Genomic DNA, 16,702 nt, shown 5'->3' with positions numbered 1-16,702 from the left:
TGGTTTATAAAAAAGCTAGGGAGTTAATGCCCTAGCGAATAACCGCACACCTTCTTCAATAAATTCGTCCAAATCTATGGGGGAAAAATTGCTATTGAACGCACCATGATTCATCAACATGAAAGCATATGCCTGTATGTCAGGTTTTGAAGTGATCACTTTACCTTGCTCAGACATGGAAATCAAATAATTCGTTAAAAGCTTCCTAAGCTCCTGAGGATGACGGTGGGCCTCCTGATATACTTCTGGAGGGAGACTGCTGCTTCCTTTTTGAATGATCTGAAACAGTTTTCTATTCCGATTCATGAGATAATGATACTTTCGGCTGATAATAAGAAGGTCCTCATGCAGCTCGCCTGTCAAAGATTCGTTAAAAAGCTTTGTCATCTCTAAGGCATAGTGATAACGGTTGAAGGCAGCCGCTAACAATTTCTCTTTCGTTCCGAAATGGCGAAATAACGTGACTTCGTTCACTCCGGCAGCAGCAGCGATTTCCTTAGTTGTCGTACCGTCATACCCTTTTTCTGCCATGAGATCGATTGTTGCTAACAGAAGTTTATCACTGGTGCTTAGATTATTGCTCATTGATCTACCCTTCTTTAATGCAAGTACTTACTTACATTATTCATTGTATGAGAGTTATGCTGCAATGTCAAGGACTGGAAGAACACATTTTTAAGTCGGTATAATAATAAGCTGCCCTTTCTATGTAAATAGAGAAGGGCAGCTCTCACAATCCTATTAACATTTCTGTGTTAATGCATGAAAAGCCTGAGCTAGTTTGGATATACCAGGAGCGATCTCATCCATAGAGGGACGAGCAAAGCTTAATCTCAGATGTCCAGGCTCAGAGCCAAATACCGTTCCTGGCATAAATACAACCCCTCGTTTGATCGCTTCCTCCAATAACTTCTGATCGTCAAGCTTTTCCTTGATCGTGCACCATATATTGAGACCTCCTCTAGCTGGGGTAAAGCTGATTTGGTCGGGTAACTCTTGCTGAAGGGATCGAATCATAAGATGCTGCTTCAGAGAAAGGGAGTCTCTTAGGAAGAGCGTATGTTGATCAAACAACTCAGATCCCAGAAATTTATTAGCAAGCCATTGTGGGACAATGCTTAGGCCAAAGTCCATTTGCTGGCGAGCATCGGCTAATCGTTGTACGACAGCCTGGGGAGCTACCAACCAGCCGATCCGTAATCCTGAAGCTGCAACCTTGGATAAGGAACCGACATAGAGTACGGAACCGTGAGTATCGATGGATTTCAACGTATCAGGAGGACAATGATCAAAGGAAGTAAGGCTGAAAGGATCATCTTCTACGATGGGTATACCGAGTTCAGCAGCTATCTTCAGCAAAGCCTCTCTTTTAGATGCATGAAGGATCGTCCCTGTCGGGTTCTGATAGTTCGGATTCAAAAAAATCATACGAATGCGATGTTGGCGGTACAAGCTCATAATGTCTTCGGGTTCGATGCCATCTTCTTTTACGGGTAAGCGAAAAATACGGAGCCCGGCAGATTGGAACATGGATAAAGAATAGTAATAAGACGGATCTTCAATGGCAACCGCATCCCCAGGAGCTAACAAACATTGCATAATCAAATGAAGAGATTGTTGTGAGCCGGACGTTATAAGGATGGAAGCTTCTGTCGCTCGAATCCGTGATCTTTCTTCCAGAAATCCTACAAGAGTCTCTCTAAGCGGCAAATACCCACTCGGATCGTCATATCCTAAGTAGGCTTCGAAAGGAATGTCCTTCATTATTTGCTTAATCGCATCATTGGGGAATAAGTCGGCAGATAACTCGCCACTAGCAAAGTCAATGATTGATTCTCGCTCACGTAGAACCTCGCGTACCCGGCGGATATATGGAAGATTGGGGGCAAATGTGCCTCCTTCTACATATTGACGCCAATTGGGTGTTAAATTAGGCCGAATACCCCAAATATGGTTGCTGACCATGGTACCGCTTCCGCTTATACTTTCGACTATTCCTCTTGCACGTAATTCCTCATAGGCTTGTACGACGGTGCTTCGGTTTACTTCCAGTCGTTCAGCAAGCTTACGTTCAGAAGGCAAGAAACTTCCGGGCGGATATTCGCCATGTAGGATACTCCTCTCCATCTCATCTGAGATCTGTTGATAGAGAGGTTTTTTACTTGTTCGGTCAGGTTTGCGCATGTATACCACCATCTTTGAGAAATATCCATTTATTCCATAGTATAATACAGTTCACGAATTCGTTGTTGAACTCTCGCGTAGAATATTTGACAAACTCGCTAATCTTTTAAGAATGGCGGTAATAAAATTTGCAAGAATGAATAAAAGGTTTGGTTATTATTCACGTAATAATTGAAAAATATGCCAACAACCTCTTTTTCATTAAGTTTCAACAAAGTCACAGGAGATTGGACATTATTGTCGAAATGGTATGCGTTTTGGAAATAAATAAAGAGTAAAGGAATGAAGTGGAAAATGACGATTAAAATACCTAACATCTCACTTGGAGAATATGGATATGAGGGCACTATTACTCTAGACGCTTGGAGTGGCTTTCTTACAAAAAAGAACGGGGCATTCGGCCTAGATTTCGGTGGAGATATGGTAATAGACAATCCTACAATTGAAGATGAACACATCGCAGCATATCGTTATATTGTCGATAACCAATATGCAATTAGAGATGCAGTTCTTGAAGCGCTGTTGAAAAATTATAAAGATTTGCAGGAACATTACGGCTATGAAGATGAAGAGGCAGAGCAATATATGCCGGATGTAAATGAAATGGGTGACTTTAAAAAGTTAATTGGTTTAATAAATGTACATGTAATGAATGTGTATAAAAATGGAATGGCATATTTCGGTTTAGAATTCGATTGTACCTGGGATGAGGAACATGGATTTGGAGTAATGATGTATAAGGACAACGTTGTTGAGTTGGGAGGTGCAGACAAGTCAATTTTGACATGGGTTGCTGAACGGGCTAAGAATGAAATAGGTAATAATCTTGACTAGGTCATAATTTTTGAAACAATTTAAAGATAATGCCCTCACGTTCCGCTAATTCAATGTTTAGTTTCATCCACTTTAGCAGCTTATCGTTCCGTTAAGAACAACTAAGGACTTCCCCTTATTGGCTGAAGTCCTTATGGATACGTGTAACCCTCTTTAAGGAACTATATCATTGTCATTGAGATACATAACTGAAATAAGATATGGCCCTCTTTAAACCTTTTACGAGAGCATCAATATCATCTTCTGTATTGTAAATATAAAAACTCGCACGCGCTGTGGATGAAACGTTAAGCCATCTCATCAAAGGCTGACAGCAGTGATGGCCCGCTCGAATAGCAATTCCTTCGGAATCCAGAACGGTTGCGAGATCATGAGGATGCACGTCCGACACATTAAAGGTGACTAAGCCGCTTCTTAGTTCTGGCTGCCTTGGGCCATAGATCGAAATTTCTTCAATCAATGAAAGCTGCTCTAATGCATAGTTAACCAGTTGATTCTCATGATGACGAATGTTAGTTAACCCGATTTGCTGCAGGAAATCGATTGCGGCTCCAAGCCCTATAGCGCCTGCAATATTCGGCGTTCCTCCTTCAAACTTCCAGGGAAGCTCCTTCCAAGTAGATTCGTATAAATCCACGTGATCAATCATTTCTCCGCCATATTCATAAGGCGTCATTTTTTCCAAGAGGGCTCTTTTGCCATACAGAACACCTATGCCGGTTGGGCCAGCCATCTTATGACCGGAAAAGGCTATAAAGTCACAATCCAAATCTTGAACATCCAACTGAAGATGTGGAGCGCTTTGAGCCGCATCAACACATATTACGGCCCCGTGTCGGTGGGCAATTGCCGCAATCTGTTTCACCGGATGAATAGTTCCCATGACGTTGGAAACATGGGTTATGGATACGAACTTGGTTTTCGAAGTGATAGTTTCCTCTACATCCTCTAACCGAATGGTGCCATCAGGTTGGATGGGAATATAGCGAAGCGTTGCGCCTGTTTTTTTAGCTGCCTGCTGCCAAGGGATGAGATTGCTGTGATGCTCCATTAAGGTGGTCAAGATTTCATCGCCTTCTTGTAGAAACTCTCTCACATAACATTGCGCGACTAGATTTAATGATGCTGTAGTTCCGCGAGTGAACACGATCTCTGCCGACTCCTTGGCATGGATAAACGATTTGACTTTATCTCTGGCGTTCTCAAATGCATCCGTAGCTAATGAACCTAATGTATGTGCACCGCGATGAACGTTGGAATTGTAATGCGTATAATAATCTCGTAATGCTTCAATGACAGCATAGGGCTTCTGGGATGTGGCTGAACTATCTAAATAGACTAGAGGATGTCCATTAACTTGCTGCTTCAAAATCGGAAATTGATCTCTTATTTCTTGGATATTCATGGAGAAAACACGTCCTTTCAAAAGAATGACTATAGAATGACATGATTTGATCTATAATACAAATACTATTAATATTATATAATCATAATAATTTAGTTATATATTTGGGGGCGCTTATGAATACTAAACACTTGTCCTTGTTCATGCAAGTTATTAAGAAGGGGAGTATTACTCAAGTTGCAAAGGAGACCTATGTGAGCCAACCTGCGATTTCCATGCAGCTTAAGCGTTTGGAGCAGGAAGTAGGAGTTCCCCTGTTTACGCTGGTTGGCCGGGATATCGCGGTGACGGATGCAGGACTTACTCTGATGGAGTATGCAGAGACCATGCTGTCCTTGGAAGGGCAGATTTATCGGGCCATGGAGGAATATCGGCTAGGGAATCGAGGCAAAATCATTGTAGCTGCCTCCCATGTAGTCGCCGCTTATTTGTTACCGAAAATCATGTTTTCGTTTACTCAAACCTATTCCGATATCATAGTTGAACTGCAAACAAGAACAGATGAGGAAATTGAGAGATTAGTCAGAATGGGCAGCATTGATATCGGATTGACGCTGCAGCCGCCAGACGACCATTTTTCATTTCGAGTCACGCCATTCGCTCAGGAGCGACTGATGGGTATTCAACCTTCGTTGTCATGTCATAGCCGAATGTTGATCGTTCCTCGAGATGTTGCATCCTTACCTATAAACGATACATGGGATATGGAGATCATGCATCTCGATTCCACCGAAACCGTTAAACAATTTGTCATGCAAGGGATGGGGTACGGAGTGATCCTAGAATCTGCAGCTAGTTTAGAGCTATCTTGCGGGAAGCTGCTGCCTTGGACAACGTTCACACCAATACCTGTTGTAGCGAGTGTTATTACAAGGCCTGCCGAGCGTTTGTCAAATAGTGTTTGGTATTTCTTGAATCATTTAAGAAATGAAGTAGACGGATGAGTCGAGAAAGAATGGCGGGATTGGTTGGGAAAGAAATCTCATAAATGGTTGGTTACTTCCCTTCGAGGCTAAGCTACTATTATGTAAATGAGTAGTCAGCTTCTCATAAAAAATACAAGATGATAGAATGGGGAGTATATGTCAGCTCTGAATACACAAAACCTATCGACTGGCGTTATGTCTGCGTTGATGGCCTGCACGAGTGGCGCCATCATGATCATAAATTGTGCTCAAACAGCGGGGTTCAGCCGCTCGCAGCTGATATCCTGGTTGTTCTGTGTCTACTGCTTAGGCGGTATTCTAAATTTGGTATTGACGTGGAAATACAAGATCCCTTTTGCTGGGGCACACTCGATCACGGCTGTTGCTTTTCTAAGCACCGTTGTCGATCAATTTACTTTGAATGAATTGGCAGCCGGTTTCATTATGGCGGGGGGACTTATCGCTGTATTCGGCTTTACGGGATTATTCAGTAAAGCGTTGGATTTCATCCCAAAGCCTTTTATTGATGCAATGCTAGCCGGTCTGGTTCTTCAATATGTGGTGAATATCATTCCCGCATTAAAGGAATCACCCCTTATAGGCGGAATGGCCATTTTAGGTTTTTTTATCGCACCCCAAATTTCGAAATCAATCCCTCCGTTACTAGGGGTGATACTCTTTGGTGTCTTGGGGCTTTTCATGGGGTATGATTTTCCGGTAGTATCGGAGGCTGCTGAGTTTGCCTTACCTCAAATCATTATTCCTTCCTTCACCGTTCACAGTTTCTTATCGATTGCAATTCCGATTGCCGTATTGATTTTGACCAATGATATTGCAGTGGCTTTAGCTGCTTTGAAGAAAAACGATTATCAGCCTCCCGTTAACCAGACTCTTGTGCTTTCAGGGATTGGCACGCTTATTGCCGGTTTTTTTGGAGGCCATGCGGTGAACATTGGGGGGATGATGACAGCGCTATGCAGCAGTAAGGAAGCAGGTCCGAAAGAAAATCGGATAGGTGCGGCACTAGTTTCCGGAGGACTTGTCACTTTATTCGGTTTATTTGCATGGAAGGTCATTGTGATTATTGAAATGCTCCCTTCCGCTTTTATTACGATGTTATCAGGATTTGCTCTCCTGGCTGTATTGTTAAATAGCATGCAAACAGCATTCTCGGAGTCGTCTTATCGATACTCGACCTTGTTTGCTTTTCTAATCGCTATATCCAACGTCTCATTTATTGGGGTATCCGCGCCTGTATGGTCTTTGTTGGTAGGGATCCTTTCTGCGCAAATTTTCGGTGAAGGAAAGTTCAATAAGAGAACAGTACGGGGAGAGCAGACTTAACCCCTCAACTAAAATTTTAGAGATGCGATTCCAACATTGAAATATTCCGAAGCTGATTTGGATGATTATAACCGGATTACGACGCAAATCAATGCATACGTGGATCTTAGCAAGTTAACAGAAATATACAGAACTAGCGAAGTAAGAATGTCGAGGATAGCAAATAGCGCATTTTACCGTGATGAACGGTGGGATGCGCTGTTTGCTATCTCCCTAAAGATCCAGATTTCAAAATTCTCTTCTCCTTATAAAGCACATTCATAATAATGAATAGCGCAACCATCACCAATGTGATTGGTATGATAAAAATAGTTGGCGATATACCTTGAATCAATACGGGCAGTAAGTAGCCGATAAGTGATGCTGTTTGGGAAATAAAAAGGTACAAACTAGCCCCAAAGCCTGTGTGGTTGATAAACATGCGCTGAACATAACCCATTGCTACGCCATATAAAATGGAAATGGATAAAGAATAAACAGGCTGGACCGTAAAAAACAGCGCTAAAGGAGAAGACAGTGTATACACGATATAAGTGACGAGCGCACATATGCCGCCTAATACCATGATGGATTTGCTCCCGAACTTGGCTGCCCAATAACCTGTCAAGGTCATGAATAACAGTTCAAAAACAGCCTGACCGCTCCACAAATACGACATAAGATCTGGCCTTCCGAACCTTTCATTAAAAACTAATGGTAAGTACAATCCACGGATGGCGTCTGCACATAAAAGCATCAATAGTGCTATTAGCATGGCCAAAGAGAACGGTTCACCGGCCTTGATAGCTGCTGTTTCGGCCGCTCCTTTAACTTCGTTATAAAACAACAGCAGTAAGAAGAGACCAGTAAATCCTGCGACATTGCCCCAAAGAACTCCTCGGAATCCTGTAATCAGATACAGATTAGCTCCGAACAGCAAGCCCATAAAAAAACCAACGCTGTACCCGGCACGAAGCCAAAGCATCGCTATTTCCATAATGGATTCGGCTTGTTTCTTGAAATGATTACGGGCCATAGCAAAGAGTTGCCCCATGATCAATCCAGATGGGCCCACGGCAATAGACATACCAGCCAGGGCTTCCATATAGCTGTCAGCATGCATATAGAGGATGAGCCCGCTTGCGCAAATTACAGCAGCAATCATCGGAATTGGTTTTTTCCTCTTAAGCCTGTCACTGACAATGCCGACGGATAAAGTAATGACCATATTCAGAAATAATGAAATAGAGAAAATGGACGCGATTTCGCCTTTAGACAAACCAAGATGATCCTTCAAATATACCGCATTCATAGGGGCTAGTATGCCAGTTCCGATTCCATAAATAACGATAGCCAACAGAAGATATCCGGCTCCCTTAATACGCAGAAATAATTTGATATCTGATTTCAATTGCATGAGCTACGTCCTTTCATTGTTAGGCATTATTTATAGAATAGCGCAGCGATGCGGAATTAGGAATAGAGAATGGTAAAATTGCAGAAAAGTCAGAAATTGCAGAATCCTCACGCATTCGGTGTGTTATAATGAACCCACTTTACGTAGATGCAACAAGGTAAAAGAGGAGATGACCTCAGAATTGTTATTAAAAAACATTCGGCTAAGCAATCTGTTGCGCAATTCAAAAATTAAGAATCGATTGATTATATCGTTCATCCTACTATCGATTATTCCCCTCTTTACAACTACTCTTATTGCCTACACCCAATCCAGTAAAGCCATTAACACCAAGATAGGCACGTATTCCTTGCAAATTCTGGACCAAGTTCGCGATGAAATTAAAAGAGAGAATCGAAAGCTAGAATATTTGAGTGACCAAGTGATGATGAATAGTCTCGTTCAAGCGAATTTACAGCATGCGACGAAACTAGACCCACAATCCGTTATGGATACCTATTATGAGGTAAATCAGTCCTTTAACGGTCGTAAGCTGTTGGATCATATCAAGTCGATGCAAATTTATAATTCGTCCAAAGAACTCGTCTATGATTTGGGCTACGACAAGCTTCGCTCGGAAGATATTGAACCATTAACGAGGATGATTGAGGCGCACAAGGGTAACGATATTTGGACGCATGTGGTTACACAGAACGGCGTTGATTGCATCGTACTCGCACGTGAAATTCATTCCGGTTCCAATTGGCTAGAATCAATAGGCTATGTATTCATAGCTATTAAAGAAAGCTTCTATTCCCGCGACATTTATGAGGATGTCAATATGGGAGAAGGAGCGGACTTATTTATGATCGATCCTCAAGGCAGTGTGCTCTCGTCTAGAAATAGTCAGATGCCTATTGGACATAGAATGGATCAAAGTGATGAGCTGTTGGAAACCATAGTCGAAAATGAGAAGAAAGGCAAACGAGCTTTCAGTTCTACATGGAATCACAATGGTACATTGATTGCCTATTCGTACGATTCTTCAGCCAGATGGTATCTGGTGAGTACGATTCCTTCTTCTTATTTGAACAAAGAAACCAGAGCTATTGTTCCGTATATGCTGATTGTCACTGCGATTTGTCTCTTATTTTCACTTTTATTGACCTTTGTGATCTCAGGCAGTATTTCAAATCCGCTGCAGCGATTAACGCTATCGATGAAGCAGTTGGCGTCGGGGAATTTACAAGCTTCCAATGAAGACAGCAGTCATGACGAGATTGGTTTTTTGTCAAATAGATTCAACACGATGGTGCTGCAAATAAGCGATCTGGTGGAACAGACAAAGAATGAGCAGATCAAGAAAAGGGAATTTGAGCTGCAGATGCTGCAAGCGCAAATTAATCCTCACTTTTTGTTTAATACACTGAATTCGCTCAAATGGACTGCGATGCTTAATCAAGCGACTAGTGTCAGCGATGGTCTTGGCGCCTTGGCTGAATTGCTGCGAAATACAATTGTCGATACGAAAGAAATGATTTCTCTGCGCTCGGAGCTAACTAATATCGATAATTATATTGTGATACAGAGGTTGCGTTATGGGGCTACGTTTGAGGTCGAGCACCGGATTGATGAGGGGTTATTGGAAATCGGCATTCTTAAATTTATTCTGCAGCCGATCGTTGAAAACGCGATCATCCATGGCTTGGAAGAAAGTGCTGACAATAATAAGATTGTCATTACGGCCATTCGGCTTGAAGGTCATATTCAAATTAGCATTATGGATAATGGCAAAGGGATGGAGCCGCAGAAGGCGCATCATCTATTGGATTCCGCGAATAAAGCCAAACAGCGGCTTTCCAATATTGGGATTTCAAATGTTAATGAGCGAATCAAGCTTCATTTCGGTGACGAATATGGAATTACAATACAAAGCGAGGTCGGCGTAGGTACTACGGTAAGCTTAATTATGCCTTTGGTAGAGATAGGGGACCATGTAGATGATAAAAGTATTGATTGTTGATGACGAGAAAATCATTCGAATTGGGCTCAAGATGATGATCCCGTGGGAGCAGCACGGCTTTGAACTCATTGGCGCAGCAGAGGATGGGGAAGCGGCGATGGCATTAGTAGAGCAGTACAAGCCCGATATTGTGATCACGGATCTGAAGATGCCGCGAATCAATGGTCTAGAGCTTATACAGAAGCTAAAGGATATGCCTATGTTCAACGGGAAAATAATCGCTATAAGTAATTACGGTGAATACGACTTGGTTCGAGAAGCGATGAAGCTTGGAGCGCTTGATTATCTGCTGAAGGTGACTTTAAAGCCAGAGAATCTGCTTGATATCTTGAACAATGCTTCCAGCCAGCTGTCAAACGAGAAACAGAAGAAAGAAATAGAGAGGAAAAAGGAAGTAGCACAGATCGAAAATTTAATGTTAGCTCGGAAAAACTTTTTCAAAGATTTGGTTTATTTCGGCAACATGTCGGAGTCGGAAATAGAGCTACAGGCACAAAAGCTAAACGTTCAGATCGATACGAAACGAAACTTTCTGTTTTTTGTAACGATCGACGACTATATGAAAACGATGAGATCAGGCAAATGGGCGCAGAAGCATTTGTTGGCGTTCTCCATCAGTAATATCATTTCGGAAATGGTCGATGACTCTTTCTTTATAGAATTCTCTGAAATTAGTGAACGTGATTATATTTTTGTCCTACCGGATCGCAATAAGTATGAGAGGGAGTCTGTAAAATTACAATTGGCCAAAAGGATTGCCGAACTGCTAAAGCTCTATTTGAGTCTTGACGTTAGCGTAGTTATCAGCCCGTCGTTTGTTAGCTTACAACAGGTAAAAGAAGCTTACTGGACATGTAAAGAAGCAGCTGAACTGAGGTTTTATAAGAATCATGCGATCGTGACTCATGCCCGGGATGCTGTATTTGATGGCAAGAAAAGCTTGATTCATGAGCTGAATGACATTCTTTCACATATCCGAACGGGCAATGAGGAAGAGCTGCTTTGCAGCTTTGACGCTCTGTATGAGAAAGCAAAACAATGGCTTGTTCATCCTTCGCATTTCAAGAAGGTCATCATTACCGTGATTGATAATTGGGAGGCGCTGAGTGCACAGCACGAGTACCATGTCCTGTCTGAAAAGGTACGGAAACAGCTGAATAGGTCCGATACGATATCGGAATTCAAAGAGGCTTTCGTACAAGCAGTAAATTATTTTAGCCAAAATGTCATTCCTGTATCACCTAAATATCGTAGGGAAATTCGTGCCGTTATTGCATTTATGGTAAAGCATATCGAGCAGAGGATTACGCTTCATATGATAGCGTGCGAAGTGAACATGAATGAGAGCTATTTAACGCGGCTTTTCAAAAAGGAAACTGGCAAAACGATTGTGAATTTCCTCAATGAACTGAGGTTGGAAAAAGCCTGCGAGCTATTAAAAAATCCTGATCTAAGCATAAAAGAGGTTGCTGAGCTGGTGGGCATTCCGGATCCCTTTTATTTCAACCGTATCTTTAACCGAACATATGGCCTAAATCCTACTGAGTTCAAGAAGAATCATCTTAAAAGTACAGATCGTCCATAAATCAGTCGAGATTATAAATGTGCAGGAGTGATCGATCATTATATGATGATGTCAGCAAAGGATTCATTCATAAAATATGAATATTATAGGGGGCAATTGTATGAAGAAGCTGACGGTAATGATCGTGTCATCGGTATTGCTAACAAGTTTTCTAGCTGGATGCACAAGCAAGACGGAAGAACCTGCAAAGCCGAAAAGCATTACGCTTAATGCACTTTTCATGAAGCAAGCTGGTTATAGCGAAGACGCTATTAAAGAAGCAACCGATGCTTTTATTAAAGAGAACCCTAATATTAAGGTTGAAACGACATTTGTACCTTACGAGGCGCTGGAACAGAAAATTCTTGTATCCAATGGAAGCTACGATGCCGTATTAATTGATGCGCCTTGGACTGCCAAATTTGTAAAAGCCGGCGTATTGAAGGAAGTTACGGATAAAGTAAAGGACGCGGATCGGAAAGACATTTTTGATGGAGCGCTAAGCGCTATGCAGTACGAAAATAAGCTGTACGGGATGCCATGGCTCAATGATGTGAAATATTTATTTTATAACAAAGAGATGCTGACACAAGCCGGAATTAGCGCGCCACCTCAGACATGGGATGAATTGATAGCTGATTCTAAGATATTAAAAGATAAGAAAATCGTTGAATTCCCGATTGTCTGGTCTTGGAAGCAAGCTGAGGCTCTATCTGTAGATTACACCATGATTGCAGCATCTTTCGGTGGTCAAATGGTGAAGGACGGCAAGCCGACCCTAAACGAAAAGGCAAATATTGACGCTCTAAGTTTCATGCAGCAATCGATGAAGACAGGACTTACGAATCCGAGCTCCCCTGAGTATTTGGAAGAAGACGTTAGAGCCGTGTTCTCAAGCGGTAAAGCTGCGTTTGCCTTGAATTGGACCTATATGTTCGGTATGGCCAATGATCCCAAAGAATCTAAAGTTGTGGGTAAAGTAGGAATAGCCACGGTTCCTGGGACCTCCAAGGCTCCTGGAGCAACTACGAATGGCGGAATGGGACTCTCAATCGCCAAAGACAGTAAGAATCCGGAAGAGACCTGGAAATATATTCAGTTCCTAGCGTCTAAAGACTTCCAGAAAAAACATGCCAAAGACGCTTTGCCGATCTGGAAATCGTTGTTCAGCGACGCTGAGGTTGTTGCTACTAGTCCGGAATTAATTAACGTTTCCAAAAAGCAATATGAGCATATCGTGAATCGCCCGGTAGTTCCTTGGTATGGACAACTTTCTACTGAGCTGCAGACAACCGTTCAGAAAGCTTTATTTGAAAAGGAAACTCCGGAAGTTGCTTTGAACAAACTACAGGATAAGGCTAAGGAAATAGCAAGCAAATAAGAGTGGCTGTCGGAGGGGGGGCTTACCCCCCTTTAGCTTGTGGAGAGGAAGACATCATATGAGAAATAGATGGAGTGATCGGCGCTTTGCAGTCATCACGATACTGCCCGCTTTTATCCTGGTATTCGGTATAGTTTTATATCCGTTGATTCAAACCTTCCTATACAGTCTTAAGAATATGGAATTAACCTCATCCAACAAGGGTCAGTTTGTAGGTATTCATAATTATATGGAGGCTTTAACCGATCCTTCCGTATGGGAATCCCTTGGGAGAACAGCTTATTTTTCATCCATTTCGATTATTCTTGAGCTTGTGCTAGGTTTGTTAATTGCTCTTTTGCTAAATGAAAACATTCGCGGGATCGGGTTCCTGCGTTCGATAATTATATTGCCCTGGGCAGTCCCCACAATTGTAAACGCGGCGATGTGGAAATGGATTTATCACCCGGAATTTGGTGCACTTAATGGACTTCTAACTCAGCTGCATCTGATATCTTCTTATCGGCCTTGGCTCAGCAGTCCATGGACGGCTATGAATATGGTCATCATGGCAGATGTGTGGAAAATGACACCATTCGTTTGCATCTTCTTTCTTGCTTCCTTGCAGATGACCAATAGGAGTGTATATGAAGCGGCAAGCATAGATGGAGCAGGGATTTTCCGCAGATTGTTTGTACTAACGCTTCCCTATTTAAAACCCACGGTGTTAGTCCTGATCGTCATGAGAACGATGGAATCATTTAAGGTCTTTGATCTCATCTATGCCTTAACGAAAGGCGGACCTTCCAATGGGACAATGGTTATTATTTATAAGGCCTATATTGAGGCGTTTACGAACTTGCAATTTTCACAAGGCGCTACACTTTCCTATTTGATTGCCTTCTTTATAGCTGCTCTTACCTTTGTTTATGTGAAAGTGCTAAAGGCAGAGGGGGGAATCTAAATGAAAAGTAAAACCTTGTCGGCTTTCCAGTATGCGTTTGGCATTATGATCACGCTATGTACATTAGGACCATTTGCGTGGCTATTCATTTCCAGTATTTCTTATCAAATTGATTTACAAGAAGTGCCGCTTAAATGGGTTCCCAAACGAATTACCTTTGAACGTTATATCGACATATTTACGAATACGCACAATGATATCGCCTACGCTTTTCGTATCTCGATGGGCAATAGTCTCATGGTTGCTGTTTCCGTTACAATCATCGCGCTAATCATCGGAGGTCTGGCTGCATATGCTTTTGCCAAGTATCAATTTAACTTCCGGCGTCAGCTCATTTACCTGTTTCTATTCACATATATGATCCCTTCTGTCGTTATCGTCATTCCGTTGTATCTTTTGTTCCAAAAAATGGGGATGTTGGATTCCAAACTGACCCTGATCATACTTGATTTGACCTTTGCCATTCCATTTGTGATATGGATCATGCAGAGTTATTTCAAACAGGTTTCCCACGATTTCTATGAGGCGGCGTCGCTCGATGGTTGCAGCCGCATGCAAATACTCCGTTTGGTCGTAGTGCCTATTGTGCGTCCAGGCATTCTGGCGACCATGATTTTCGTATTTTTGTTGTCTTGGGATGAGTTTTTCTTCTCACTTTTGTTTACGTCAACCCTTCATGCGAAAACCATTTCGGTGGCCATCTCTGAATTTAGCGGTAAGAACGCTGTGGATTTCGGTATGGTAGCAACAGGCGGTGTATTAGCTTCCCTGCCTCCACTCTTTATTGCGATCGTTTTTCAAAAATTCCTTGTTCAAGGGATGACTGCCGGCGGCGTCAAAGAGTAGGGTAGGTAGAAAGTCATTATGAGTCAAAGGATGCGACGAGAAGTGAGCAGATTTTGGAACGAGGTTTTGAAGCGGTGAGTCGATTGAAGCTGTGAAACTTTTGTAAGTATTAGTGAAATAAGCATAATCGGAGCAGCGTAAAGCTCTCTGATTATGCTTATTTTTTAGCTTTATGCGAATCCGTCAAATTGCTCAATAATTCCTGATACGGCGAAACTCCAGAGACATCAGCAAGGAATTTAATCCAACTGAAATAGTAGGAATATTTCTTGACTGAATAAAGTTAGTAGTGATAAGATGACAAAAGTTCAAATAACAACACGGAGGTCTTCAAATGAAAAAACAATATCTATCGGCGGGCATGATACTTCTAGCGGGCTCTCTTATTTTTACTGCATGCGGAACAAAAGAAACGGCTAATAAACCATCTTCAACTGCGGCAGCAACCAAAGAAGCTGCAGCGAAAGAAACACCTGGACAAGCAACTCAAACCTTGTTGGGTACGATCAAAACAAATGGGAAAATTCGTATAGGAACGGAAGGGACTTATGCACCTTTCACGTACCATGACAAGGATGGGAAATTAACAGGATTCGATGTAGAGATTGCTCAAGAAATCGCTAAGAAAATGGGTGTTCAAGCCGAATTCATCGAAACCAAATGGGATGGCATGTTTGCTGGGCTGGATTCCAAACGATTTGATATTGTCGTGAACGAAGTTAGCATTAAAGAAGACCGTAAAGTGAAATACGATTTCTCAGATCCTTATATCGTGTCTAAAGCTGTTTTGATTGTACACAAAGACAATAAAGATATTAAAAAAATAACTGATTTGAAAGGTAAAAAAGCAGGGCAATCATTAACAAGCAACTTAACCGAAATTGCTAAATCCAATGGTGCAGAGATTGTACAAACAGACGGATTTAATCAAGCCATTGATCTGCTGCTTTCCAAACGTATTGACGCCACCATTAATGATGGCTTGTCTTACCTAGATTTGAAAAAACAAAAGCCGGATGTAGCTATTCAAGTCGTCGATGAGACCAAGGAAGCATCTCAAAGTGCAGTTTTGATAAACAAGGGCAATAAAGAGCTCGTTGATGCGATTAATATAGCATTGGCTGATTTGAAGAAAGATGGAACCTATCTCAAAATCTCTGAAAAATACTTTGGCCAAGACGTATCGAAGTAGGGTTATCTAACATGGACGATAGAAAATGGCAAATCTTCATAGACTCATTCCTTCCCCTGCTTAAGGCAGGGGTTGCTTTTACAGTACCTTTGACTTTAATTTCATTTACACTAGGGCTTTGTCTTGCCTTGGTAACCGCATTAATTCGAATTTCTGATATTAAACCTCTTGTTCAGGCAGCACGTTTTTACGTGTGGATTATTCGGGGGACTCCTTTGCTGGTGCAGTTGTTTATTATTTTTTATGGACTGCCAAGCATCGGGATTACATTGGATGCTTTCCCATCAGCTGTTATAGGATTTACCTTAAGTGTTGGCGCCTATGGATCTGAGATTATTCGTGGAGCTCTGCTCTCAACGCCAAAAGGACAATGGGAAGCATCTTATTCGCTCGGAATGACAAAGCTTCAAGCACTGCGGAACATCATATTGCCCCAAGCAATTCGTATTTCGATTCCATCACTTTTTAACTCGTTCATAAGCTTGGTGAAAGACACCTCACTCGCAGCTACTGTCACGGTGACGGAAATGTTTCAAAAAGCTCAGCAAATTACGGCTACCGTTTATGAACCCTTATTGCTTTATTGTGAAGCTGCACTCATTTATCTGGTGCTTAGTACAATTCTTTCAAATATTCAAGGTCGTTTGGAGAAAAAGTTTGACCTTCATACGGCTAGATAGTGGTG

Annotated in this window: 14 protein-coding genes; 10 read left to right on the top strand and 4 right to left on the bottom strand. The window is 42.0% G+C overall.

The annotated features are described in order from the left end of the window. Positions 1 to 15: 15 nt before the first annotated feature. Both ASD40_RS29230 and pdxR read right to left on the bottom strand, forming a co-directional pair. On the bottom strand, positions 16 to 585 hold the full coding sequence (locus ASD40_RS29230) for a TetR/AcrR family transcriptional regulator (protein ID WP_057306651.1): 570 nt from the start codon (positions 583 to 585) through the stop codon (positions 16 to 18). Positions 586 to 741: 156 nt separating this feature from the next. Continuing rightward, a complete protein-coding gene (gene pdxR, locus ASD40_RS29225) occupies positions 742 to 2,184 on the bottom strand; it encodes a MocR-like pyridoxine biosynthesis transcription factor PdxR (RefSeq protein ID WP_057306650.1) in 1,443 nt (480 codons plus the stop codon). 282 nt (positions 2,185 to 2,466) lie between these two features. On the opposite strand from pdxR, the gene ASD40_RS38315 reads away from it, so the two are divergent. After that, positions 2,467 to 3,018: a DUF6985 domain-containing protein gene (locus tag ASD40_RS38315; RefSeq protein ID WP_200957483.1), complete on the top strand. Its 552-nt coding sequence runs from the start codon at positions 2,467 to 2,469 to the stop codon at positions 3,016 to 3,018. 172 nt (positions 3,019 to 3,190) lie between these two features. Here ASD40_RS38315 and ASD40_RS29215 read toward each other — a convergent pair whose 3' ends face one another. After that, on the bottom strand, positions 3,191 to 4,423 hold the full coding sequence (locus ASD40_RS29215; protein ID WP_057306649.1) for a cysteine desulfurase: 1,233 nt from the start codon (positions 4,421 to 4,423) through the stop codon (positions 3,191 to 3,193). A gap of 116 nt (positions 4,424 to 4,539) precedes the next feature. Here ASD40_RS29215 and ASD40_RS29210 point away from each other — a divergent pair, with 116 nt between their 5' ends. Both ASD40_RS29210 and ASD40_RS29205 read left to right on the top strand, forming a co-directional pair. Beyond that, positions 4,540 to 5,367 (top strand): LysR family transcriptional regulator, encoded by an 828-nt coding sequence (locus ASD40_RS29210; protein WP_057306648.1) that lies wholly within the window; start codon positions 4,540 to 4,542, stop codon positions 5,365 to 5,367. A gap of 138 nt (positions 5,368 to 5,505) precedes the next feature. Next, the gene (locus ASD40_RS29205) at positions 5,506 to 6,693 is read left to right on the top strand and encodes a benzoate/H(+) symporter BenE family transporter (protein ID WP_082562531.1); all 1,188 of its coding nucleotides are present in this window, start codon (positions 5,506 to 5,508) and stop codon (positions 6,691 to 6,693) included. 205 nt (positions 6,694 to 6,898) lie between these two features. Here ASD40_RS29205 and ASD40_RS29200 read toward each other — a convergent pair whose 3' ends face one another. After that, positions 6,899 to 8,089, bottom strand: a complete 1,191-nt coding sequence (locus ASD40_RS29200) for an MFS transporter (RefSeq protein ID WP_057306647.1) — start codon at positions 8,087 to 8,089, stop codon at positions 6,899 to 6,901. Positions 8,090 to 8,270: 181 nt separating this feature from the next. On the opposite strand from ASD40_RS29200, the gene ASD40_RS29195 reads away from it, so the two are divergent. The 7 genes from ASD40_RS29195 to ASD40_RS29165 all read left to right on the top strand — a co-directional run bounded on the left by ASD40_RS29195 (position 8,271) and on the right by ASD40_RS29165 (position 16,697). Continuing rightward, positions 8,271 to 10,091 carry a cache domain-containing sensor histidine kinase gene (locus tag ASD40_RS29195; RefSeq protein WP_057306646.1) on the top strand — a complete coding sequence of 607 codons (1,821 nt, stop codon included), beginning with the start codon at positions 8,271 to 8,273 and terminating at the stop codon, positions 10,089 to 10,091. Further along, positions 10,069 to 11,676 (top strand): response regulator transcription factor, encoded by a 1,608-nt coding sequence (locus ASD40_RS29190; RefSeq protein WP_057306645.1) that lies wholly within the window; start codon positions 10,069 to 10,071, stop codon positions 11,674 to 11,676. The genes ASD40_RS29195 and ASD40_RS29190 overlap by 23 nt, the downstream gene beginning before the upstream one ends. Before the next feature lie 100 nt (positions 11,677 to 11,776). Continuing rightward, the gene (locus tag ASD40_RS29185) at positions 11,777 to 13,036 is read left to right on the top strand and encodes an extracellular solute-binding protein (protein ID WP_057306644.1); all 1,260 of its coding nucleotides are present in this window, start codon (positions 11,777 to 11,779) and stop codon (positions 13,034 to 13,036) included. Between the two features lie 58 nt (positions 13,037 to 13,094). Beyond that, complete coding sequence (locus ASD40_RS29180) at positions 13,095 to 13,979, top strand: carbohydrate ABC transporter permease (RefSeq protein WP_057306643.1); 885 nt, start codon at positions 13,095 to 13,097, stop codon at positions 13,977 to 13,979. Further along, positions 13,980 to 14,825 (top strand): carbohydrate ABC transporter permease, encoded by an 846-nt coding sequence (locus tag ASD40_RS29175; RefSeq protein WP_057306642.1) that lies wholly within the window; start codon positions 13,980 to 13,982, stop codon positions 14,823 to 14,825. Positions 14,826 to 15,159: 334 nt separating this feature from the next. Beyond that, positions 15,160 to 16,017 (top strand): amino acid ABC transporter substrate-binding protein, encoded by an 858-nt coding sequence (locus ASD40_RS29170; RefSeq protein WP_057306641.1) that lies wholly within the window; start codon positions 15,160 to 15,162, stop codon positions 16,015 to 16,017. Between the two features lie 11 nt (positions 16,018 to 16,028). Continuing rightward, positions 16,029 to 16,697 (top strand): amino acid ABC transporter permease, encoded by a 669-nt coding sequence (locus ASD40_RS29165; protein WP_057306640.1) that lies wholly within the window; start codon positions 16,029 to 16,031, stop codon positions 16,695 to 16,697. Positions 16,698 to 16,702 lie beyond the last annotated feature (5 nt).

Source organism: Paenibacillus sp. Root444D2, assembly GCF_001426375.1.
Lineage (GTDB): Bacteria > Bacillota > Bacilli > Paenibacillales > NBRC-103111 > Paenibacillus_E.
This window is presented reverse-complemented; position numbering and strand designations above follow the sequence as displayed.